The following is a 24,195-nucleotide window of genomic DNA, read 5'->3' as shown; positions in this document are numbered from 1 at the left end:
GAGCGGACACCGGGCCGACCGCGTATCGCGCGGCAGCGCTGCGCATGGACGAACGGGCCATACCAGAGCAAGTCACTGCCACGCGATGCATATGGCCTCGAGGAGACTGCTTCTCGACGAGACGAAATCCCGACACGTCCCGGACGGTGGCTCGTCCAACATCGATCAGCGATGACATGCCCTCCATAGAGGCGAGGGCGTTACCCGGCGAAACGGTGACGGCGTTCATCGGCGTGTACCTCAATTAGTCCAATAGGTGCGGTGTCTCCGTTGCCCGGAACCCGATGCTCGGGCTCGCCGTGGCGATCCTTGTGCAGCATCCCCCCGGCTGAGGAGACGATGGAGGGGCACACGATGCGTGCCCACACCATGCCCACACGCCGACCGGAATGGACCACCAGGTGGAAGCTCTGAACCTCCCACTTCCGGACCTGCTCAAACACCTGCGCAAGTCCGCCGGAATGACGCAGCAGCAGGTCGCGGACGGGTTGTGCGCCATCACCGGCACATTCACCCTCACCCGGCACGAGATCGGCCGATGGGAACAAGGCCGCGTCAGGCCGACCTCATGGCTCCCCGCGCTGGCGGACGTCCTCCACGTGGACGTGACGACGCTGAAGAACGCGCCGGACAGGAAGAAGCTCCCTCCCGCTCCCTACACTGGCTCGTCGAGAGACGACGCAGAGCAGGTGAGCGACGTGCTACGCCGGACCCTCCTGAGACATGGCCTCACAGCGGCCGCCGCCATGCCCGCCTTGAACCAGCACGCGAACCACCGCGTCGTCCAAGCGCTCAACGTGATCGGCAATGACCGTCTCAGCAGTGTGGTGGACAGCCTCGGCGAACTGATCGACCATTACGCGCTGACGATCTGCTCCCAGCCTCCGGCGGACGTCTATGACGAACTCCTCACGGTCAGGACCTACGCCAGCGCCATCCTCGACACCGCCGGCTCCGCACCGCTGCGCACAGAGCTCGTCATCGCGAACGGCTGGCTCTCCCACCTGCTGTCCGTAGCGGCCTGCGACCTGGGCGAGCACGCAGCCGCCCGCGTCTGGTGCTGCGACGCCGAGCACCGCGGCCAAGAAGCAGGACAACCCGAACTGGCTGCGTGGGCCGCCCTCACCAAGGCCATGATCGCCTGGTACCAGGGGCAGCCACGCCAGTCAGCCGTGCTCGCCGCGAAAGGCCGGCAGAGCGCACCCCGAGGGACCGTCATCCACGCCAAGCTGGCCTCACAAGAGATGCGTGCGGCAGCGACGGCCGGCGACGCCACCGGCATGGCCGCCGCCCGACGTGAAGCAGGCCAGGCCATCGCAACGCTTCCCCCGCGGACCCCCGAGGTCGGCGCCTTCTCGATCGCCTTGGCCGAAGACCCGCCCTACACCGCCACATCCCTGCTGTTCCTCGGCCATCACCGCGAAGCGGTGACCGCGACCAAGCGCGTCATCCAATCTGTCTACCAGCCAGAAGCACGCCACCGCGGTGAACACCCGTCCGGCTACGCCCGCTCCCTGCTCATCCTCGCCCTCGCCCAGGCCGCGCTCGGACACCTGGACGAATCGACCGCCGCCGCCCACGCCGCCCTGGCCGGAACCCGTCCCGCATGGCCGACCATGGTGCTCGCAGGCAAGCTCGACCAGGCACTCACACAGCACTTCGCACACGCCCGCCAAGCAGCGGACTATCACACGCGCTACCTGCAAGCCCTCGCCGCTGTGCGAGAGCCTCGCACGCAACTGCCCGGACCCGTCGTCGTTGAGGACCATGGATGACCGACGATCTCAGCCCCGACCACATCGCCACCATCACCGCATTCGTCGACATCGCAGCCCCTCCACCGCAGGACCAGCCGACCGCGCTCATCCTCTTCGGCACCAACCAGGTCCCGCCCGTAGACATCGCAGCCGAGCAATACCACCGTGGGCTCGCCCCGCTGATCATCGCCACTGGTGGCGTCAACCGTCACAACGGCATCGTCGAAGGAAGCACCTTCCGCCGCCTCCTCCTCGAGCGAGGCGTTCCCGACGACGCGATCCGGTGCGAGGATCGGTCTGCCAACACCTGGCAGAACGTCGAGTTCTCCTTGCCGTTCCTCCACGAAGCCCTGAAAGCCGGCTTGACCATCACTGCCGTGGGCAAGTGGTACCACCGCCGCACGATCCACGTACTGAAGACCCTCGTACCGGAGATCGGGGCATTCCACGCCATCACCTGGGACCCCCTCTACGCCGGGAAGCCCGTGACTCGCGAAGACTGGCCGACCATCCCCGATGGCAAGCGGCGAGTGATCCGCGAATGGGAGGAGGTCTCACGCCGCGTCGCCGATGGCAGCTTCCAGGATGCACGCCTCATTCAAGGAACCTGGCATTGAGGAACGGCCTTCGCCTCAGCTCTAGCCCCAAGCGCAGGACGACCGAATTCCTTAAGGCCTAGATATTGCTCCCCTCGAGGTCCAGTCCCGATACAGAGTGGTGAATTCCGACTTGTAAATCCCACCGTTTCCCACGGGCACGGACCATGCGACACTGAACTTCATCGGTCGATCATTACGATCAATGGTCAGCTTGTACGTAATATACGAATCGGGACTCACATCGGCGACATCGCCGCCCAGCCATGAGCTAAAGAGAGAGCGCAGGAGCCCATTGGTGTTCTCAACGGCGAGAGTTCCGGTGTAGGTACGGCCCTTCCGCTTCATACGCGTACCGTGCGCGACCACTTCCCGAACGATCGACGGTCCGGCCGTAGCCGCGACCATGAGGGGGTACCAATTGAGGTCGCTCGGCTGTACCGTCAGCAGATCTTCAGCGTTGGCGTGGGGTTTGTTCCGGTAGAGGGACGAACTGCGCAAGACGATGTAGCGTGCCTCAGGGCTGTCGTAGGGCCGGACCCTCATGTCGAAGTCATCCTGACTCTCGTGATTGAGAAGTCGCCCGCTCGTCCTGCTGCCCGAACTGCTCTGGGTGAACCCGCCTTCGAACGTGAACGCTGCCGCGGGGGTATTGGCAAGCGCCAAGTCGAGAGCCGCGGCAAGCTCTGCGCTCGTGGCCGGTGGTGCTTGTGCGGGTGAGGAAGCGGGCCGCGGAGTTGCGCTCTGATCGGCAGTCGGGCTCGCGGCCGCTTTCGCCGACATCGCTGCATGTGTGGGTGTGGTGACCGGGTTCAGCCCGTGAACGGACGGATCAGTCCTTGCGGGGACAAGGTTGAGCGCGACCGCAGTTCCGGCTCCTACGACAGCGGTCACGGCAATGGCCGCGATGATCTTCCTACGGCTGCGGCCTGCGATAGCAGGGCCATGGTCGGTCGGCCAAGGCGTATCCCACGCGTTCATCACCCACGTTCTGTCCAGCCGGGCAGTGATATCGGCAGCTGCGTCGGCTTGTGGGGTCGGCGCTTCTCCGTGCTGGCTCCGCCATGCCGCGGCCACTGCGCTCATCACCTCCTGAGCGGATGGCCGCCGAGGGGGAGATTTCGCCAGCGCCCTGTCGACAATTCCACGCAGCAGACCCTGTACCGCCGAAGTGTTCACATCATCGCGGAGAACCTTGAGCGCAAGGACTTCCGGTCGGGCGACGCCATAAGGCGGAAGCCCCGTTGCCGCGTAAACAACAAGCAGCCCCCAGCCGTAAACGTCGGCAGCCGGTCCCGCCGGAACATCGGAGTACTCCTCGGGGCTTACCCAGCCGGGCGAGCCGACGAAAGTTCCCGTCCGAGTCATGACAGTCGCATCGAGCGCACGGGCGATCCCGAAGTCGACCAGCTTCGGGCCTGTCGGCGAAAGAATCACATTCGAAGGTTTGACATCACGATGAACGACTCCCTGGGCGTGCACAGCGACTAGTGCCTCGGCCAGGCCGGCGGCTAAGCCGTACAGTTCGTCACCCTGAAGGGGGCCGTATGACCTGACGCGACTCTCCAACGTCGGACCGGGCACGTACTCGGCAGCCAGCCACGGTTGCGCGGCGCTCGCATCCGAGGCGAGAATTCGTGCAACGCACGCTCCTCCGACTCGACGCAAAACCGAAATCTCCCGCGCGAATCTTGTCCGGAACTCCGTGTCAGAAGAGAGCGATGGATGTACTAATTTGACTGCAGTACGAATTCCACGGGAGTCGACCCCGGCGAACACGATTCCCATTCCGCCAACCCCAAGGCGGCCCACGAGACGATAGGGGCCGATCTGGTGTGGGTCTTCCCCCGTGAGCGGAAGCAGCGCTGGGGTGGGCTGGACGTGAGAGGCCACCGGTCTCCGTTCGAGGGCGAAGCATGGCGGATACCGGCCATGATGCGGAAAGTACAGAGGTGGTTCTATCCCACTCAGCTGATGATGTCGAGAGGGAAACAAAAGGGCGCGAGCAGAGATAATTGTGAATTTGAATGATCGAGGAACGTCCCCGAGCCGCGGACGCCCAGGAACACGCCAACGGGACTGCCGAGCTCATCTCCGCCGACTTCGCCCACAGATGACAGCCGCGCGACAAGGCCCAGCCACCGCACGAGAAGGAGATCCCGGCGAAGGTTTCACTGGGCCTCGGCAAGATCTTGCCGTTGACCAACTCGGCTGCGGTCAGCAGACCACGGAGCCCAGCAGTCTGGCAACCGGCTCCGCGCGTACGCAGTCCAGTGTTCCGAGATCTCGGGGAAGCTCAGCTGTGCGCTGCGTTAGTTGGGCCTGTGAGTAGCTTTTCGTTCATAGTTGCTCCATGGCACGAACAGGGACCCCGGTGCGTAGGCCACTGTTACTGGCAGCGTCAGTGGTGCTGCCAGTAGGGGGTGCGGTAGCCGGGAATCAGATCCTCAATGACGGCGAGTGGACCTGGTGGTGGGCGCCAATCGCGATCGCCTTGTCAGCAGCTTGCGTTTGGGTCACCCACGTTCTGACCCTCAAACCGCAAGCGCCTCGACCGGCATCGCTCGTGGATCAGTTGGTCACCGACTCCACCGTTGGTTCGGACGTTACTCAGGTCAAAGGGGTTCAAGGCAACCTACGTCTGGGAGCGCCTTCGCCCTCCGTACCTCACCTATCCACATCGGAGCCCGCTTCAGTAAGCCCAGTTGCCGCAGTATCAGAGGCCGTGCCTTCGCCACCGGAGAGCGCGCAGTCAGTGGCCCACTCCCAGGTCGGCGACCGCGTAGTACAGGTCAGCGAAGTTGGCGGCGACGTTGAGATCGACGGATGACCGGCATTGACCCGCTTGCCGGGAGGCTCTGGGCGCAAGACCAGCGAGACATGGGCCAGATGGTGAACCACAGCGTGGTGCTCGGAGAGGTAGTACAGGTCCGCGATGTAGGCGGCAACGTGACCATCAACCTGAGCCGACCCGCGTACCGGATGAAGACTTTCCCCGCGGCGCGGAGCTGGCCCGGGCCGGAGCAGGCGCGAGCGCACCCTTCTCGACTGCTCATGGCTCGCTATGAGGTGGTGCCGTTCGTTGGTCGCGCGGGGCTGCTGCAAGAGCTGGCCGATTGGTTAAGCGACCCGAGCGTGCTGGTGTCAGTGCGACTCGTACACGGATCGGGCGGGCAGGGCAAAACGCGGCTGGCCAATCAGCTGGCCCGCGAGCACGCCAGCGCGGAGCGAGCGTGGCAGGTGTGGCAAGCGCAGCAGCCACTGCCGTCTGCTACCTCCCCATTCCGGCTGAGGCTGCTGACCACCGTTGCAGGAGTACTGGTTCTGGTGGACTATGCGGACCAGTGGGCGTTCAGGGACCTGCAGGCTCTGCTCAGCGATCTACACACGATGGCCATGCAGTTGCCTGCGGCTCTGCCGGTGCGTGTGCTCCTGCTGGCGCGCTCGACTGGAGGGTGGTGGCAAGGACTTCACCATTGGCTGGATGCCGAGCTCGACGTGCCGGCCGAAGACATACCCCTGCTCCCGCTGGGCGGCGAAGTAGACCGCCTCGAACTGTTCAATTCGGCCCGCGACCGATTTTCTGCCTTGTTGAGTGTCGCCGACTGTCAAAGTATCGGCCCGCCAGATGGACTCGATGACCAGCGATTCGACCAAGTGCTAACCGTGCAGATGGCTGCACTTGCCGCCGTCGATGCCCGTCAACACGATCAAGATGCACCGACAGATCCGCAGCGGATATCGGCTTACCTGCTGAAGCGTGAACGCGCGCATTGGCAGCAGTGGCACGGCCGCTCGGAGGACCGGCTTTCTACGCCGCCGGAGGTGATGGCACGGGTTGCATGGGTGGCGACTTTGGCCGGGCCTTTGCGCTACGCCGACGCAAGCGCGGTGCTCGAACGAACCGGGATCGCCGTTCTTCCCGAGAACGTCAGCCGGATCCTCGCCGATCATCAGCGTAATTATCCGTCCATGGACGCAGCAGCCGTCCTAGAACCGCTTTACCCCGATCGGCTCGGCGAGGACTTCGTCGCCCTATTCACCCCCGGCAATCCGACTTTCAGCACCGACAACAGCGCGGTAGATGCCTGGTCGGAAACTGCACTGCTCCCCCTCGTAGCGGCTACCGGCGGCCAGCAGGACCCACCTCCGTGGACTCGCTCAGTCCTGACCGTCCTGATCGACGCGGCCCACCGGTGGCCCCATGTGACCACCAACCAACTCGCTCCCCTTCTCACCGCACATCCCGACTTGATGCTGCACGCCGGGCGTAGCGCCCTGATACGCCTGGCCGACTTGCCGCACATCGACGTCGAAGTACTGAAAGCAGTCGAAGCCAAGCTGCCCTCTGAACGCCACTTCGATCTGGACCCGGGCCTGGCCGCGCTCTCTAGCCGTTTGCTTCCTCATCGCATGGAAGGCGCCGCCGAGCCCGCCCATAAGGCCGCCGTTCTCCTTGAACATGCTTTCCGTCTCGGCAACGCCGGCCAGTATCAAGCCGCGCTAGAAGTGAGCCAGCAGGCTGTCGACCTGTGCGGTGATCTGGTGCGAGTTGACCGGGATGCCCATCTGCCGTTCTTAGTCGGATCTCTGAACAACCACGCCGTACGGCTGGCGGAGGTAGGTCGGCGGACGGATGCTCTACTCATCTCCGGGCAGGCAGTCGAACTTCTTCGGGAGGTGGCTCAACCAACCCAAGACACCCACCTCTCCCTCCTAGCCTTGGCTCTGACCAATCACGCCAACCGCCTAGCGGACATAGGCCAGCGAGCCGACGCTATCGAGATCTCCACCGAGGCCCTTCAGGTTGCCCGGCATTTGGTCTCCCGAAACCGCGACAGCCACAGGCCGGATCTGGCCAGAGCCCTCTCCAATCATGCCAGCCGACTGGCGGACATAGGCCGGCGAGCCGAAGCCGTCGAATTCTCCGACGAAGCCCTTTGTCTCTATCAGGAGATGGCCGACGATAACCGCGACGCTCATTTGCCGGATCTGGCCTTGGCGCTGGCCAACCATGCCGTTCGCTTGCAGAAGGTAGGACTGAGGGACGAGGCGATTGATGTCTCCGAGCGAGCCGTCGACCTACGGCGTGAGCTGGCGGAGGCAAACCGTGACGCGCACCTCCGCGCCTTGGCCGGATCCTTGTCGAACCACGCCACCACGCTCGCAGACGTGGGGCGGCTCGAGAAGGCGGTATTCGCCTCAGCTGAGGCCGTTCAGCTATACCGGGAGATGGCCTCAGTCGATTTCGAAGCTCATGCGCCTGAGCTGGCTGCTTCCCTCGGGACGTATGCTGCCCGGCTGGCTCGGATCGGAAAACCGTCTGAGGCGGTGCCCATCTCGGAGGAGACCCTACGGCTATACCGCGAACTGACTGAATCGTACCGGGATGCGTTCCTGCCGCGTCTGGCTACCTCGTTGAACAATCATGCCCTCCGATTAATGGAAGTAGGGAGGCCAGCCGAAGCGGTCGAGCCCTCCGAGGAGGCTCTCCGGCTTCGCCGGGAGTTAACCACCCTGCACCGCGATGCGCACCTATCCGATCTCGCCGATTCTCTGGCCAACCATGCCGCTCTACTCAGGACGCTGGGCAGCGTGGCCGGGGCGATGAAGGCTTCTGCAGAGGCCCTCCGCGCCCGCCGAGAACTGGTCAAGGTCATACGAGACGCTTACCTGCCCGATCTGGCGAAGTCGCTGCACGGCCACGCAGTCCTCCGAGGACAGGTAGGGCGCTGGGGTGAGGCCCTTGTACTCAACGACGAAGCTATCCGGATACGACGCAAACTCGCTGATCGCAACCCCGATGCGCACATGCCAGAACTATTGGAGTCGCTGCACCAGCGGACCTTCGTGCTGGCAGAGATCGGAAAGTGGGCCGAATCTGTCGATCTCTCCGGACAGGTTCTCCTCCGACATCGGGAACTCGTGAAGCACAACCGCAATGTCCACCTGCCTGGCCTGGCAATCGCGCTGATTCGAAACGCAACCCTGCTGGTGAACAATGGGCGGGCGGGCGATGCGGTGACTTCTGCTACGGAAGGAGTCCAGCTTCACAGAGAACTGCTGCAGCTTGATCGCGACGCTCATCTGCTCGGCTTTGCTCACGCGCTTACGGTCCACGGGCAGACGTTGAGCTGCGCACGCCGGCATGAGGAAGCAGTGATTCCTCTCGTCGAAGCGCTAGACCTGAGGCAATGCCTACCAGCTCATGCGCACGGTCTTCTCCGTTCCGTTGTCGCTTTCCTGTCAGCAGCGCATCGGGCGCGGACCCAGGCTGTCGACCATGCCTTCGAGGTACTCACGGGCAGAACCTTCACTAGCTGGATCAGCCAAGACATCGAGCCGTCACACGAAGTTCTACGTGGGGGTGACCCGTCGAGCGCCCCTGCTTCTCCGGAGCGTGTCAAATGAAGACTCAGCGAGCACTTGGCTACACGAGCAGGACTTGAAGGAATGTGAACGCTAGTCCGGGACCAGGTGCAACCTCGGTATCAAGGAATACAAGACATGGACCGCCGCTGGAATTGGGGCAAATCAGTCCCACTCTCCAGCAAAGATCAACGGCGTGGCGTTGCCACGAAATCAGATCCATGCAGTTCAAGCCGCATGTGAGTACTCATGCGGAAGAATCCGCCGAGCCGGTCTCGTCAGCCAACGTTCAGGTCAACGATCCTGGTTGGATCTATGATCGACCCGTGGGTGGCGCATAGTGGGAGCCGTCTCCGGGCCATCCCTGATGGGCCGGATGTTCGTTGCAGATCTCCTCATCCTCGCGCAGGGCCTGCCGCAGGTGGTCAATCCCCCAGGTTTCTCAGACGTCCTTGCGGTCCAAGCTCAGGTCTCTGACACATCCGTGCGCGCGACCCTGCTGCTGCATGCTGAGCGTGTCCAGCGCTCTCCCTCATCCGATAGGAGCCCTCTTGACCCGGTACGCCGTCGATCAGCGTCGTAACACCCTGATCGCCTCCTGGAGCACCGGGTCGGGGGACACCGCGGTGGACGTGGCCGATTTCCCTACCTGGATCTCCAGCCATGATCCCCTGCATCTCGCCAAGGCGCTGACCCAGCTCTCCGAAGCCTGCTGGCGCTGCTACACCCATCCGGCCAGCGCCGCCGACAGCCACAAGCCCAATTCCGAAGGCTCGCGCCGGCAGGAAGAACGCGACGCCTTCACCAACGTCCTCACGGCGTTGACTAGCCCCAATCTGCCCTCCGACGGCTACATGATCCAGTCCTTCATCCGGGTCGAAGAAGCCGCCCATCAGGTCGGTCGCACCCTGCATACGCTCAACGCTTCGGGGTTGACCACGGCCGTCGCCCTCGACGTCTCCGCTGAACTGGCCGCCATCGAGCAGGCCGAGCTTGGCAACCTTTCCGAGCGCTCCCGCCAGGCGGTTGCCCTCACCCGCGAAGACGCCTCACCAGTCCAGGTTGCCCAAGCCAACAACATGCTGCACGAGCACCCCTTCGGCTCAGAAGCGCTCTTCACCGAGATCGACCCAGCCGCGGCCGCCGTCGCCGCCGCACACTGGCTGGGCGCAGCCGCCACCATCACCGCCGAGTACGCCGGGCTACCCGCCACGCAGATCGTGGTCGAAGCCGACAACATCGAGGCGCTCCCCCACGAAACACCCACCCTCGTGCTGGAGTTGATGGCCGAGGGCGCCTCACCTCGTCAGGCGGTGATGTCCTTGATCCGTGATGCTCTACGGGTCGCGGAAGGCGAGATTCCGCACATCGCAGCTCTCCAGCAGCGCCTTGCTGCCGCTGAGCGGCTGCTCGGCGACCGGTGTGAGGGCCAGCCCGAGTCGAGCCTGGACGATCTCGGCCTGCGAATCACACCGCTGGCCCCCGCCCGTCCAGCCCTCGACCTTCTGGAGGACCTTCTCAGCGGGATCCGTGGTTGCTGGCTGCTCTACGTCGAGTACGCGGCCGAACTCGACCAGGCGGAAGACCTCGAGGATGAGGAATGGCAGAAGCGCCGCACCGCATCGTTCTTCGCGGAAGTCCGGGAAGCAGCAGCCAGCGAGCGCGAGCGCCTGCTGTAGCACCACGAGCGCCCTCACCTCCGTCACGACCTGCTGGTTGGTCGTTGAGGGCGGATGCCCGTGTCGCGTAAGGCATGGCCGAGGGCAGCCACACTCGCGATGCTCAAATCTTCAGCGCCGGTCAGGTCTCGCAACAAACGAACATGATCTGCTAATTTCACGCCAACCTAGATGTTTCCCGTGCCAACAAGGACGATCGCAAATCATCGGGGTGCTTGTATCAGGGCCAGACTTCAGGGGTTTTCATGCCTGCACAGAAGAGAGCGGGAACGTTCCAGAGTCAGATGAGCCCGCCCGGCGATCCGCTGAAGCCCGATGATCCTCGTCGGATCGGCCCATATCGACTGGCCCATCGTCTCGGCGCCGGTGGCATGGGCGTGGTCTACGCAGGCGTCGACCCTTCGGGACAGCGCGCTGCGGTCAAGGTGGTCCATCGGGAATTGGCGCATGACCCAGATTTCCGTAGCCGATTCGCGCGCGAGATCACCCTGCTGCGCAGAGTGAACGGGCGCTGCACAGTACGGGTACTGGCAGCGGATGCGGACGCGACCCGGCCATGGCTCGCCACCGAATATGCGCCGGGCCCGACGCTGGCCCAGCGCCTGGCGGACAACGGTCCACTGGCAGGAGATGACCTGCTCGGACTGGCCGCCGGGCTGGCCGAAGCATTACGTGTCCTGCATGCGGTGAACGTCGTGCATCGAGACCTGAAGCCCTCCAATGTCATCCTGTCGCCGGCCGGCCCCAAGCTCGTCGACATGGGCATCGCCCGCGCGCTGGGCGAGACCAGCATCACCCGCACCGGCATGGTCATCGGTTCGGCCGGCTGGATCAGCCCGGAAGAGTATCGGGGGGAAGAGATCGGACCGGCCGCCGATGTTCACGGCTGGGGGGTACTCATTCTGCACGCCGCGACCGGTCGCTTGCCTTACGGCAACGGACGACCTGAGGTACTGGCTCATCGCATCTTGTCCGAGGATCCGGCCGGCCTCGCCGAACTTTCTGAGCCGCTGCGAGGTCTGGTCACGCAAGCGGTGGCCAAGATGGCAGGCGAACGCCCCCGGCCTGAGGCCATCCTGTGCGCGCTGATCGAGACGAACGGTAAGGAGACCGGGCTGGCGGAGGAGGTCACTTGGCTCCTGGAGCGGACCTGGCTCATGCCCAGCGACGATGAACCATGGACGTCGTCGGCCCGTCGGCTCCGTGTCGCGCCGTTGCTGATCGCGGGTCTCTGCCTGACAGCAGTCGCCGTCGGGACCGCGATCGTCGCACCGAAACTTCTCCAGCCCTCGCCCCCAAACGCCCCTGTTCGGGCCACTACCATTGCGACGGCCCCAGCGGCCGCGCCAGCCACGCCTTCAGCCGCGCCCTCTGAGCAGCCGGCGACTACGCCCAGCGCGTCACAGCCCAAACGCACGCAGAAGGGGAGACGTGTCACGATGACGACCGGCTTCTCCTTCGTCCTGCCCGCCGAGTGGCTGTACTTCCCCGATCCCACGGTCAACCCCGACAACATGTGCCTCCGTCCGCGAGACAAGGAGAAAGCCGACTACTGGTACTGCCACCAGTTCGGAATGTCCATCCTGCCCTGGGAGCAGCCCGATGGAAGCTTCGATCCCCGCGAGTGGGCCGATCCGGACGAGCTCAACCGAGCCTCCGATGGGGAGCCGCCGTGCGGCGACGTCGGCCTGAGCCGGAAGGGCAAGATGCTCGCCAACGGGCTGCATAACATCGGCAGCCTCCGGGCCCACCATCGCAAGGCACGTAGCTACTGCAGGGACGGCACCAGAGTGGAAACGGAGTACCTGCATCTGCCGGTAACTGGTCTGACCATCGTCATCGACAAACTCTCTGCCCAGCGCCGCGCGCAGGTCGAGGGCATCCTGCGCTCCTTCACCTTTCCTGGCAAGTCATGATCGAGCCTCTCCGAGCTGACGACCCGCAGGCCATCGGCCCCTACCGCCTCGTGTATCGGCTGGGCGCCGGCGGTATGGGGACGGTGTACGGCGCCCTCGACGAACGGGGACGGCGCGTCGCCGTCAAACTGATCCACCGTGAACTCGCGCAAGATCCGGAGTTCCGCGCCCGGTTCGCTCGCGAGATCGCCATGCTCGACCGGGTGGACGGCGCCTTCACGGCCCGACTACTGGCCACCGACCCGCATGCCGCTCAGCCCTGGGCGGCCACCGAATACGTGCCTGGCCCCACCTTGGCACAGCACATCGCCGACACTGGGTCACTGCCTGAGCAGGAGCTCATGGGGCTGGCCGCGGGACTGGCCGAGGCGTTGCGTGCACTGCACGCCGTCAACGTGGTGCATCGGGATCTGAAGCCCTCTAACGTCATCCTGTCCCCGACCGGCCCTCAGTTGATCGACATGGGCATCGCGCGGGCGTTGGATGAGACCAGTGTCACCCGCACCGGTGTGGTGGTCGGCTCTCCAGGCTGGATTAGTCCCGACGAATTCCGAGGCGAACGGCTCGGCCCGGCCACCGATGTCTACGGCTGGGGGCTGCTCGTCCTGCATGCCGCCACCGGTCGCCTCCCCTACGGCACCGGACGGCCGGAGGTACTGGCCTTTCGAGTCCTCTCCGAGGACCCCGCCCACCTTCAGGGCCTTCCCAAGTTCTTACGCGGCCTGGTCACACAGGCACTCAGCAAGAACCCCGATGAACGCCCGCAAGTCGCCGCCATTCTGCGTGAACTAACCAAAACAGGCACAGACAAGGACATCGTCACAGAGGAGGTCACCCGTCTCCTAGAACGCACCTGGATCATGCCTAACCCAGTGGAGCCTCAGTGGGTTGTGCCTGCACCACCTCACACCCGCCGCCTCCTTGTGCCCGCCGTCGTCAGCGTCGTCCTGGCCTTGGTGATCGCAGGCGGCGCCATAGTGGTAAGCGCGGCCCAAACACCGGTCGGCGTACGAAACGGATCTTTACCCGAAGCCGCCCCGTTCTCCAGCGTCAGTCCTACGGTCGCCGTCACACCCGCTACCGCCGCACTGACGCCCGAACGATCCGTCACCGAGAAACTGGCGCAAACCGGAGAAGGTTACGCCTTTCGCCTCCCCAGTGACTGGAAGACCACCAACGAGTTTGGCGCATCCGGCGGCGAGACCTGTGCGTTCCCCGCCGACTCCAAGGGCTGCGAGTCCGGCGGGATCCGCATCTCCTACGGAGTCGAACCAGACGAGCACTTCAGCCTCGATGACACCAACCTCGTCGTTCGCTGGTTCTGCCCCGCCGAGGAAGGCGCGTATGCGGGCATGGACGAACGTGAGCTGCGGCAGAACGCGGCATACAAGTATGAGTACCGGAGCTTCCGCGTCACGTGCGCGCACCAACCGGAATTCACTGTCTTCGTCGCCTACTTCCCCGACGCCGACCACCTGATCAGGGCGTTCAACGTGCCCAAGAAAGACGTGGACGCGGCCATCGGCTCCTTCGCCCCACCAGATACTCCAGCCGACACCGTGGAGGACTCACCCGGGTACCGGCAGGCCCTGGCCATCGACGAGTTGCTGGACGCGAGCGAGAAGACTCGTAAGAAGGTCAGTACCTCCGTCAACCGGATCTCCAGCTGCAAGAAAGCCGACGCGTCGTTCCAATCCCTGCAAGAAGCGAGCGACGAACGCCAAACAGAATCCATGCTCGTCGCCCCAGCTGGCGGCTCTCCCCTTGAGGTCGACGCGCTGCCGAACGGCGAAGAGCTTCGCCTACGCCTCTACGAGGCACTCAACGCCTCGTACACGGCCAGTGTCCACTACGCCCTGTGGGCACGCTGGTATATCCATGCCGGCTGCCAGGAGACCAACAACTCCGAACCGTCCTACAGGTCAGCCCTGGCCCACTCCAACGAGGCGACCCGCCACAAGAAGGCCTTCGTCAAGATGTGGTACTCCATCGCCCGCGAATACGACCTGAAGGCCCGCACGGCAGGCAAGATTTAGAGCACCTGTTCGGAGAATCTGCGCCACATCCAAATCGAGCTCCCGGCCTGTATGACATCACGCGCAAAGATAACGCGCAGACCAGCACGGAAATCATCAAACCAGACAAATAGGAGCGTCACTCAAACCGTTGAGTGGTGTAACGCTGAGCGACGAGAAGCGCGATATATGAGATGCCTACACCACCCCCCATGAACAGCATGCTCATGGTCAATGGTGCTCAGCCTAGAAGGATCTGAAGTCTATGAACTTTCTATCAAAGCCGTTAAGCTTGCCGGGTTGCCCGCATCATGATCGCGCAGGCATAGGAGGAGCACGGAGTCGCGAATGACGGGGAGACCTGAGCGGATCGGTCGATACACCGTAGCCAAGGAACTGGGCTCGGGAGGCATGGGAGAGGTCTACCTCGCGTACACTCCCGGCGGCGATCCGGTGGCAGTGAAGCTCATCCGTAGCGACAAGCTCGATCCCCACACGAGGGCACGCTTCGAGAAGGAAGCCCTGATCGCACGTACCGTGATCGGCACGAACAGGGTGGCGCGCTTCCTGGACGCCGAACCGTTCGCCGATAGACCGTGGCTGGCCATGGAGTACGTGGCCGGGCGCACGCTCCTGGCATGCGTTAACCAGGACGGTGTCCTCCCCTCGCCGCTGGTGGCCAGCCTTGGCGTGCTGCTCACCGAAGGACTGGCCGCAGTGCATGCCGCTGGGCTGCTGCATCGGGACCTCAAACCCCAGAACATCATCATGGGCAAAGAGGGTCCCATGATCATTGACTTCGGCCTCAGCGCCTTCATGGACGCCGCACACGAGTCCCTGTCACACAGCGGCATGATCATCGGAACGGTGCGCTGCATGCCGGCGGAGCAGGCGGGCGGCAACCCGAAGGTAACGGCCGCAGCGGATGTGTACGCGCTCGGCACTGTCCTGCTGTACGCGGCAACCCGCCACTATCCGTATGACGGCGCGGCCTGGGAAGCGATCGCCATGCAGGTGACGAATCCCGACATCCGGCCCAACCTGAACGATGTGCCAGAGGATCTCAAACCGTTGATTTCCTCCATGCTGGCCCATGCCCCAGAGCATCGACCTCCGCTCGCCACCGTGGCCGCCGAATGCCAGGCGTTGCTGAAGTCAGCCGGATTGAGACCAGCCGATGCACGGCTCGCCCTCATCGCGCGTACGACAGCCGGCGAAGTGCCCGACGCGGCGCGAGAGCCGTTGTCTCCATCTTTCGAGAAACTCCTCGACAACCCGGGCAAGACCTTTGGATCCGGTCCCGGCTCGCCCCTCGATGGCCTTCGCCTAGCCACTGAGGCTGATGAGCCGGAAGCGGTAAAAGTGGCGCAGAGCGAACAGACGCCTAAGACCACGGAGCCGTCCGTCTCCACGAAAGCGAACGCGAGACCCGGCTCAACAAATAGGCGTCTACCAGCCTCAAAGCGGGTGGCGAGCGAATTGCGGGCGGAGTACGCCGTGGATGCCGCACTATAACGGCCGTCGGTAGTTCCAAATAGGGCATTTGACAGACAAAGTGCATTAAACGGGCTTGGAGCGGTCCGTACGCCAGGTGACATCGAGCGGCGTGTCGTGACCCTGTGGGTAAGGATTCGGAGCAGGCGTTGAGCATTGAGGCGGGAACCGTAGACAGGCGGAGCGCGGCAGGAGATGCCAAAGAGCCTGACGGAATCTCGTCGGAGACGAAGCTGCCTGCCACGGGCGGATACGCTCCGGGGACTCAAGTGCAGATTCGTGACGAATTGTGGCTGGTGCGTCAATGCACCGGCACTGATCACGACGGGTGGATGGTCGAAGTCTCGGGGATCTCACCGTTCGTCCGTGGCATGGACGCGGTCTTCTACGACCGACTGGATGCCATCCAGGAGCTTGATCCTCGCGAGACCAAGCTGGTGCCTGACGACTCGCCGAATCACCGCCGGTCGCGGCTCTTCCTCGAAGCGATCATCAGGAAGACGTTCCTCCCACAGACCGAGCACGGGCTGGCGCTGACGGACAACTTCCTGATGGACCACCAGGTGCACCAGCTGCGGCCGGCGGAGTTGGCGCTCTCGATGAAGAACCCGCAGCCGCGCATCCTGATCGCCGACGTGGTGGGCCTCGGCAAGACCCTGGAGATCGGGGTACTCCTGGCGGAGCTAATCCGACGGGGACGTGGCGAGCGAATCTTAGTGGTGACTCCGCAGCATGTGCTGGAGCAGTTCCAGCGTGAGCTGTGGACCAGGTTCGGGATCCCACTGGTACGCCTGGACTCCACCGGTATTCAACGGGTGCAGCAGGAGATCCCCGCAGGGCGCAATCCGTTCGCGTATTTCAAGCGCGTGATCATTTCCATGGACACGCTGAAGGGGGACGTGTACGCGCACCACTTGGAGCACACCGAGTGGGACGTCGTGGTCATCGACGAGTCCCACAACCTCGTCAACCGGGGCACGAAAAACAACGCGCTGGCCCGCCTGCTGGCACGCAAGACGGACGCGCTCGTGCTGGCTTCGGCAACCCCGCACAACGGCGACGCGCCCTCGTTCGCAGAACTGATCAGGATGCTGGACGAGGCGGCCATCGCGGATCCACGCCAGTACGAAGTTGAAAACCTCAGCCATCTCTACATCCGTCGTACGAAGACCTCCTCCGAGGTTCGGGAATCGCTCCATGGAGCCTGGGCTGATCGTGGTCCGTCGAAGCCCATCTATGCGGCGGCCACCGAGAAGGAGAAGGCGGTCTTCGAGCAACTGGCCACGCGCTGGATACCCGCTGATGTGCTGACCCCATCGGTGAGCGAGAGTCGACTCGTTCCGTACCGGTTATTGAAGTCGTTCCTGTCCTCACACAAGGCTCTGCTCGAGACGATCAAGACCCGCATTGGGACCCTCGATTCCCCGCCCGGCATGAAACCGAGCGGTGAGAAGCGGCAACTACGGTACGACGCGACACGCGAAGCGGCACGAAAGGCAGAGCGGACCGCACTGGTTGAGTTGCAGCACCTGGCCGAGCAAATCGAAGACCACGATTCGGCGAAGCTGGCAGCACTGGTGGAGGAACTGCGCCGCATGGGGATCGGGCCGGGGTCCGACACCCGTGTGGTGGTGTTCTCGGAGAGCATCCCCACCTCGAAGTGGCTGGCTGAGACCGTACCCGCCGCCCTGGGGTTCCCCCGGACCGCCAGCCCTGACGAGAAGAAGCCCTGGCTGGCATTCGGTGGAGCGGTACTGGTCATGCACGGCGAGCTGTCCACCGATCAGGAGCAGCAGGCCATAGTCGAGAAGTTCGGGCTCCGCGACGATCCCGTACGGATTCTGTTCACCGGCGACGTCGCCTCCGAGGGCGTCAACCTGCATCAGCAGTGTCACCTGCTGATGCACTATGACCTGCCCTGGTCGCTGATCCGAATTGAGCAGCGCAATGGCCGTATCGACCGCTACGGGCAGGAGCAGCCGCCTGAGTTCCGTGCGCTGATCCTCACGAGTGACATCCCATGGCGCACGGACGAGGAGACCGAGCAGCCGCGCACTCTGGATGACCGTCTCGTGGGCGAAAAGCTTCTCAAGCGAGAGGAGGAGGCTCACAAGATCGAGGGATCTGCCGAGGCGGTCACCGGGCTATATCGGGCCAAGGAGGAAGAGACCCGCCTCACCTTGGACCTGATCGCGGGCCGTACGGTCGAGCAGTCCATCAAGGAGTCCAGGCAAGGCGGGACGGCCTTCCTGGCAGGGCTGCTGGGCCAGGTGGGCGCAACTCACGAACATCCTGAAGTGCCCCGTGCCGTGGTGCCCAAGCTCTTCCGGTCCACCGAGGACTACTTCGAGGAGGCGCTACGACAGGTCTTCCGTCCCAATCCCGAGGACGTGCTGAAGCTACGACGCGACGACGACGGAACCATCGCCTTCCAGCCACCATCGGACCTGCTGTATCGGCTCAAGGCGCTCCCCAAGTCCTACCTTGACGAGCAGCAGATCATGCCCCGCAAGCCCGACATCCCCGGGCGGGTGCGCATCACCTTTTCCAAGGAACTGGCCGGCAAACGTTTGAAGGCGGCACGTGAAACCACCGCTTCCCAATGGCCGAACGTTTCCTATGTCACCGACGTGCACCCCGTCCTGGACTGGCTCACCGACAAGGTCCTAGTCGAGATCGGCCGGCACCAAGCCCCCGTGCTCGCCGCCAACGTGGATAGCCCGACCTACCTCGTGCAGGGCATCTACTCCAACGCGCTGGGCAAGCCCACCATCGTCGAATGGATGGCCGTCTCCCACCTTCCTGATGCCGCCATCGTGGAGACGCTGACCGCCGACGTACTGCAACGCTACGGCGTCGGCCCGAACATGCCCGGCCGCGCCACGCCCCGAGATTTGCCCGGCCTCAATGCGCTTGTGCCCGAGGCGATCGATGCCGCGCAGCGGTATCTCATCTCCCTCAAAGACACATACGACCGGCAGATCGCCGACACACTCGCCCCCTACCGCAAGCGGGTTTCCCAGTGGCGGCAAGAGGCGCTATTCGCCAGCAACCGCCCGAAGAAATCGGAACTCGACCAGACCGCCGAACGAAGGCTGAAGCTGGTCAAGTCACTGGAGACGGCAGGCGAACCGATGCTGCGCCTGATCGCCGTCCTCGAACCCCACACCGTCGCTGAAGGAGACGCCGCACGATGAGCACCGACTTCGACTCCTTCACCAACCGCGGCGAGTACTTCTCCGCGCACTACTTCGCCGAGCAGCTCGGCGCCGACCTGAAGAAGGGCTTGTTCGCCACCTGGGCAGCGCGCGAAGGCGACAAGAACTACCCGTACAAGACTCCGCGAGAGCTGCTGCGCACCTTGCGCACCCCCTATCTCACAGAGAAGCTCCGAAGCTACTTCGCCGAAGCCAGCGAGGCCGACGCCGAAGACGAAACCCGCGCCGCCACCTACAACAACCCTGAGTGGTCAAAGCGGCTGGCCGAGTGGCACCAAACGGTCCTGCAAGCCCTCGGATACGAAACCTCCCCGACCGAGCTCACCGTTCACCGTGCCGGCCGCAAGCACACCCTCACCGCCGCCTATCACGGTCACGGAATCATCGCCCTTGACTGCGGCTGGTCCGCTGACAACGATGCCGCCCTCGACGCTGACGGCGCCGGGCGCCTGCTGTCACCCCTGCACGTCTCCGCCGGCGACTCGTACACATCTGGTGCGGCTCTGACCTCGTGGCTGTTCCAGAGCGAGCTCGGGAAAGAAGGCGGTCCGCACCCGCGATTCATCCTGCTGCTGTGCGGCGGAGTGATCCTGCTCGCCGACCGTCATGCCTGGAACGAAGGCCGTTATCTCGCCGTCAACCTCGACGGCGCGCTGGAACGCAACGACCGCAGCCAACTCGGCGAGCTTTCCACCATTGCCGCCCTGTTCAGCCTCGACATGCTGCGCCCTGGCGAGAACGACCAAAGCCGCGGGATCGATGCCCTGCTCAAGGCCTCCGGCGACAACGCGGTCGGCGTCTCCGGCGAACTGCGCTATGGCCTGCAGCGCTCAGTTGAGATCATCGCCAACGAAGTCCTGCGGCGGATGGCAGAGCCGGGAAACAACGTCACCCCCGCCGACCTCGAAAGCCCCAAGATTCCCTTCGCCAAGGAACTCACCCGCGAAGCGCTGCGCTACCTGTACCGCATCCTGTTCCTGCTGTACGCGGAAGCTCGTCCCGAACTGGGCATCCTCCCCGCCGACGATGGATCGTACGAAGCTGGCTACTCCATGGCCCGCCTGCGGGAGCTAGTGGCGCGTGATGAGGTACTAGTCGAAGAGCAGGCCAAGACCGGCTTCCACCTATACGCGTCCCTCGATGTCCTGTTCAACAAGGTCAACTTCGGTCACCGCCCGTACGGCTCGGAGCCCGACGACAATCAGCCCGGTGATGACGAGGAGACCCGCCAGGCCAAGGCCGCCCGCCGCAGCGACGACCGCGGCCTGCGTTTCGAACCGCTCCGCAGCGAACTCTTCGAGCCGACCGCCATCCGGCTGATCGGCACCAGCCTCCTGGACCCGCACTCCGACGAGGACAACGAACCGCGCTGGCTCGACCTGCGCTTGCGCAATGAAGCCCTCCACGAGGTGCTGCGCCTGCTCACCATGAAGAAGGGCAAGCGCGGCGAACGCGGCGGCTTTGTCTCCTACCGGAACCTTGGCATCAATCAGCTGGGCGCTGTCTACGAGGGGTTGATGTCCTATACCGGCATCATCGCTGACCAAGAGCTGTGCGAGGTGGCCAAGGGCGGTGACCCTGATAAGGGTTCCTGGCTCATCCCATCGCACCACCAGGACCAGTACCCCGACAAGACCCTCGTCCACTACGGCGAAGAGGACGCCCGCAAGGGCTTGCGCGGCCCTAGGAAGTACGACAAGGACTCCTTCGTCTACCGGCTTGCTGGCCGCGACCGACAAATCTCTGCCTCGTACTACACCCCCGAATCGCTGACCAAGGTCACGGTAGAGCTCACCCTCAAGAACCGCCTGGACCAGGAGCGAGACGAGAACGGCGACGTTATCAGGACACGAGCTTCCGAGCTGCTGAAGTACAAGATCTGCGAACCGGCGCTCGGTTCCGGCGCATTCCTTAACGAAGCCATCAATCAGGTTGCTGACGAGTATCTGCGTCGCCGTCAGGAGGAGCTTGGCATCACCATCTCGACGACCGACGCAATCATTGAAAAGCAGAAGGTCAAAGCGTACATCGCCTTGCACAACGCCTATGGCGTCGACCTCAACGCAACTGGTGTCGAGTTGGCCGAGATTTCGCTGTGGCTCAACACCATGCACCCTGGCATGCGCGCTCCTTGGTTTGGTCTGCACCTGCGCCGCGGCAACTCGCTCATCGGTGCGCGCCGCGCCGTTTATGAGGGAGACGACGTTGCGAGCAACGAGAAGGCTTGGCTGAAGTCCAAGGGCACCCTCGCACCAACCCCACTCCCCCTCCTCAAGGGTGGCGAGTCACAGCAAGTGCCAGACAATGCCGTGCACCAGTTTCTGCTGCCAAGCCCCGGGTGGGCGGCGGTCGCAGGCTCGACGGAGGCAAAGGAATTCGCCAAGAAAGGCGTGGAGCAACTTGCCGCCTGGAAGAAGGGGATCCTCCATCGCCCCCAGCGCAGCACTGCACACCTCAACAAGGACGGCAGTCCCAAGCTTGACGCCAAGACCAAGCAGCCAAAGCAGGAAGCGCGCTCACAGTTCACACGGTTTCGGGACGCTGCCCGGCGGGTCGAATTCCTCTGGTCGGCTGTCGTCAAGCGCATGGAACTCTCCGAGAAGGAAATCGCGCGCCGGATTGATGTATGGCAGGCTAATCCTGCGGATCCCGAGTACGCGTTCCTTCAGTACCCCAGCCAGGTGGTTCCAAAGGAAAAGGTCCTGGAGGATCTCTTCAACGCCGTCGACACCCCGTACTGGCGTCTAAAGACGGTCATGGACGCCTGGTGTGCCCTGTGGTTCTGGCCAGTCCACAAAACCGGTCTGCTGGACGGGACCGACAGCGAGTACGCGGTAGGCACAGTGGTAGGTGACGCGGAGGCTCTTCGCGATGCGCTCGGTGGGATGTCCTTAGCAGGGGAGAAAGTACACGTCGAGGAGACTCCCGAGCCACAGACCATTCCGGCGCCGACGCCCCCACCGCAATTCGTTGAGGCGATGGCCCTATTCGCAGTGGGGCCTGAACAATCTACCATCTGGGATCTGGAATCCACCGCGGATGCCGACGCGGTTGTGGAGTTGAAAAAGGTTGGATCGACGGCGACGAAGAAAGCGATGAGACCGAAGGCGCCGCCAAGACGACGGATAGTGCCGCTCAAGGGCCTAGACGACTGGCTTGAGTTCCTGGAAGCCATGCTGGGCACTTCCGATGTGCCGGAAGGCACCCTCCTCGACACCTCCAAGAGCCTCGATGAACTGAAGGAGTTCGAAGAGGCACTTCCCCACTTCATGGGAATGGACCTTGGGAACCCGGAGGACCGATTCCCATGGCTCCGGACGGTGCGTGACATCGCGGAAGAGCAGGGCTTCCTACATTGGGAGCTGGAGTTCGCCCTCGTCTTCGCACGTAACGGCGGCTTCGACCTCCAGGTGGGAAACCCGCCCTGGGTGAGGCCAGAGTGGAAGGAGGACTCAGTCCTCGCCGAGTACGAGCCATGGTTCATGCTCACCGAAAAGCCATCGGCTGCAGAGAAAAAACGGCGGCGCAACGCCGAGCTCGCGAAGCCTGAAGTGGCTTCCTACTTGTTGGCTGAGATGACGTCGACTATCACCAACGCCGACTATCTATCGGCTCCCCACGTGTATCCACTCATCGCAGGCAGCCAACCAGACCTCTATCGTGCCTTCATGTGCCAGACGTGGGATCATACCGCACCCCATGGGAGCGTCGGGCTCATCCACCCGGACACACACTTCAACGGCGAAAAGGAGGCCGCCCTCAGAGAAGCAGCGTATCGACGGCTCCGCGTGCATGCGGACTTCGTCAACGCCGGCAACCGCTTCTTCCCGCCCCCTGTCGGTCGATCCAGCCACTTCGGTGTCCATATCTACGGGGGGAGCGGCGAGATCTCCTTCAGCCATCTGTCTTGGATCTTCTCCATTGACTCACTACGCCTATCGGCCGCCCACGATGGCAGCGGCGACGCACCCGGTGTCAAGTTCCAGGGCACCTGGGACGAACGCCCGCACAAGCAGCGCATCATCCATGTCACACCGCACACCTTGGCCCGGTGGCAGCAGATGTCAGGCGAACAGGATGTGCCGGTAGAGCAAGCTCCCTTACTCACACCGGTAAGCACGGCGGAAGACCCCGCGATCGACGCACTAGCAGCGTACTCAATACGACTTGGTGCAATCGATCCACCAATCAGTCGTGGCTACGACGAGAGTGGCGCAAAGAAGTCTAAATATGGCCCAGACAAAGACGCTCCGCTCATCGACTACAACAGGAACCGAGAGAGCCGTAAGGACTACCAGGCTGATTCATGGGATGAAGTCATTCTCAAGGGTCCGCAACTCGGGGTGGCAAATCCACTTTTCAAGCAGCCTAGCCAAGGTGCTGGCGAAGTGCGCGGACTCAATCATGAGGAAATCCCATCGAATGCTGTACCTGAATCCGAGTATCGTCCCGCGGCAGACGAAGCTACGTATCGTGCCGCACAAGATCGATGGCTGGATCGGGTACGACTAGAGGAGCTGCGCACCTCACCGCAGAAGATCTCCGCAATTCGGTCGATATTGGCAGAACAGCTAAACTGTCCAGAGAAGGAGATCACAAGCGAAAAAATGGAGGAGTCCTTTGCCAGAATAGCAACGAGACCGTACACAGAGTTTTACCGCTTGGCCTGGCGGCGAAAGATTGCCCCTGACACTGAGCGCGCCCTGTTTGCAGCAATTATCCCTCCGGGTCCAACTCATGTTGACAGTGTCCATAGCTTGACAATGCCTACTCCAAGAGAGACCGCGCTATTGGCTGGTTTCTGGGCGTCACTTCCGCTGGACTATTTCCTGCGCACAACTGGCCGAGACGATCTTCGGGTTGCAGGAGCGCACTCAATGCCAGTTCCACAACTCGCTCATCCTCTCGCCCCTGCTCTTCTTCTCCGCATCCTGCGTCTGAACTGCCTCACCACCGCCCATGCCAACCTCTGGGAGGATCTCTACGATCATGCTTGGAGCAGTCACGAACCATGGGCTCGCCACTGAGCTGTTTTCATCCTCGGCGGGCATCTGCTGATCACAGCATGATCGCGAGTCCGGCGTTCGCCTGAAGACGCAAAGAACCCCTGGTAGACGGGTGGATCACCACAATCAACACCGTCACCACCAG

General features: G+C 63.3%; 10 protein-coding genes. 9 read left to right on the top strand and 1 reads right to left on the bottom strand.

The window, feature by feature from the left end:
• Positions 1 to 389: 389 nt before the first annotated feature.
• Positions 390 to 1,775: a helix-turn-helix domain-containing protein gene (locus HII36_RS19090; RefSeq protein ID WP_173524565.1), complete on the top strand. Its 1,386-nt coding sequence runs from the start codon at positions 390 to 392 to the stop codon at positions 1,773 to 1,775.
• The gene (locus HII36_RS19085) at positions 1,772 to 2,374 is read left to right on the top strand and encodes a YdcF family protein (RefSeq protein ID WP_173524564.1); all 603 of its coding nucleotides are present in this window, start codon (positions 1,772 to 1,774) and stop codon (positions 2,372 to 2,374) included. The genes HII36_RS19090 and HII36_RS19085 overlap by 4 nt, the downstream gene beginning before the upstream one ends.
• A gap of 51 nt (positions 2,375 to 2,425) precedes the next feature.
• Here HII36_RS19085 and HII36_RS19080 read toward each other — a convergent pair whose 3' ends face one another.
• The gene (locus HII36_RS19080; protein WP_328807784.1) at positions 2,426 to 4,165 is read right to left on the bottom strand and encodes a serine/threonine-protein kinase; all 1,740 of its coding nucleotides are present in this window, start codon (positions 4,163 to 4,165) and stop codon (positions 2,426 to 2,428) included.
• Positions 4,166 to 5,179: 1,014 nt separating this feature from the next.
• Between HII36_RS19080 and HII36_RS19075 the strand changes: the two genes are divergently transcribed.
• The 7 genes from HII36_RS19075 (at position 5,180) to HII36_RS19045 (ending at position 24,071) form a co-directional block, all read left to right on the top strand.
• Positions 5,180 to 8,764: a tetratricopeptide repeat protein gene (locus HII36_RS19075; protein WP_173524562.1), complete on the top strand. Its 3,585-nt coding sequence runs from the start codon at positions 5,180 to 5,182 to the stop codon at positions 8,762 to 8,764.
• A 509-nt stretch (positions 8,765 to 9,273) separates the two neighbouring features.
• A complete protein-coding gene (locus HII36_RS19070; protein ID WP_173524561.1) occupies positions 9,274 to 10,401 on the top strand; it encodes a hypothetical protein in 1,128 nt (375 codons plus the stop codon).
• Positions 10,402 to 10,646: 245 nt separating this feature from the next.
• Positions 10,647 to 12,317, top strand: coding sequence for a serine/threonine protein kinase (locus tag HII36_RS19065; RefSeq protein WP_173524560.1), 1,671 nt, complete (start codon positions 10,647 to 10,649; stop codon positions 12,315 to 12,317).
• Positions 12,314 to 14,353, top strand: a complete 2,040-nt coding sequence (locus tag HII36_RS19060; RefSeq protein ID WP_173524559.1) for a serine/threonine protein kinase — start codon at positions 12,314 to 12,316, stop codon at positions 14,351 to 14,353. Before HII36_RS19065 ends, HII36_RS19060 begins: the two co-directional genes overlap by 4 nt.
• A gap of 327 nt (positions 14,354 to 14,680) precedes the next feature.
• Positions 14,681 to 15,847: a serine/threonine-protein kinase gene (locus HII36_RS19055; RefSeq protein ID WP_173524558.1), complete on the top strand. Its 1,167-nt coding sequence runs from the start codon at positions 14,681 to 14,683 to the stop codon at positions 15,845 to 15,847.
• 248 nt (positions 15,848 to 16,095) lie between these two features.
• Positions 16,096 to 19,023, top strand: a complete 2,928-nt coding sequence (locus HII36_RS19050; protein WP_328807783.1) for a DEAD/DEAH box helicase — start codon at positions 16,096 to 16,098, stop codon at positions 19,021 to 19,023.
• Positions 19,020 to 24,071, top strand: coding sequence for a hypothetical protein (locus tag HII36_RS19045; protein ID WP_173524557.1), 5,052 nt, complete (start codon positions 19,020 to 19,022; stop codon positions 24,069 to 24,071). The genes HII36_RS19050 and HII36_RS19045 overlap by 4 nt, the downstream gene beginning before the upstream one ends.
• Positions 24,072 to 24,195: the final 124 nt, after the last annotated feature.

Origin of the sequence: Nonomuraea antri, assembly GCF_013283785.1 — a bacterium.
Lineage (GTDB): Bacteria > Actinomycetota > Actinomycetes > Streptosporangiales > Streptosporangiaceae > Nonomuraea > Nonomuraea antri.
The sequence above is the reverse complement of the archived record's forward strand: the minus strand, read 5'-3'. Positions and strand labels throughout refer to the sequence as shown.

Bases quoted from the DNA above. Each gene is read 5' to 3' on its own strand.
- HII36_RS19090 (WP_173524565.1), top strand. From the start codon at position 390: ATGGACCACCAGGTGGAAGCTCTGAACCTCCCACTTCCGGACCTGCTC.
- HII36_RS19085 (WP_173524564.1), top strand. From the start codon at position 1,772: ATGACCGACGATCTCAGCCCCGACCACATCGCCACCATCACCGCATTC.
- HII36_RS19075 (WP_173524562.1), top strand. From the start codon at position 5,180: ATGACCGGCATTGACCCGCTTGCCGGGAGGCTCTGGGCGCAAGACCAG.
- HII36_RS19065 (WP_173524560.1), top strand. From the start codon at position 10,647: ATGCCTGCACAGAAGAGAGCGGGAACGTTCCAGAGTCAGATGAGCCCG.
- HII36_RS19060 (WP_173524559.1), top strand. From the start codon at position 12,314: ATGATCGAGCCTCTCCGAGCTGACGACCCGCAGGCCATCGGCCCCTAC.
- HII36_RS19055 (WP_173524558.1), top strand. From the start codon at position 14,681: ATGACGGGGAGACCTGAGCGGATCGGTCGATACACCGTAGCCAAGGAA.
- HII36_RS19045 (WP_173524557.1), top strand. From the start codon at position 19,020: ATGAGCACCGACTTCGACTCCTTCACCAACCGCGGCGAGTACTTCTCC.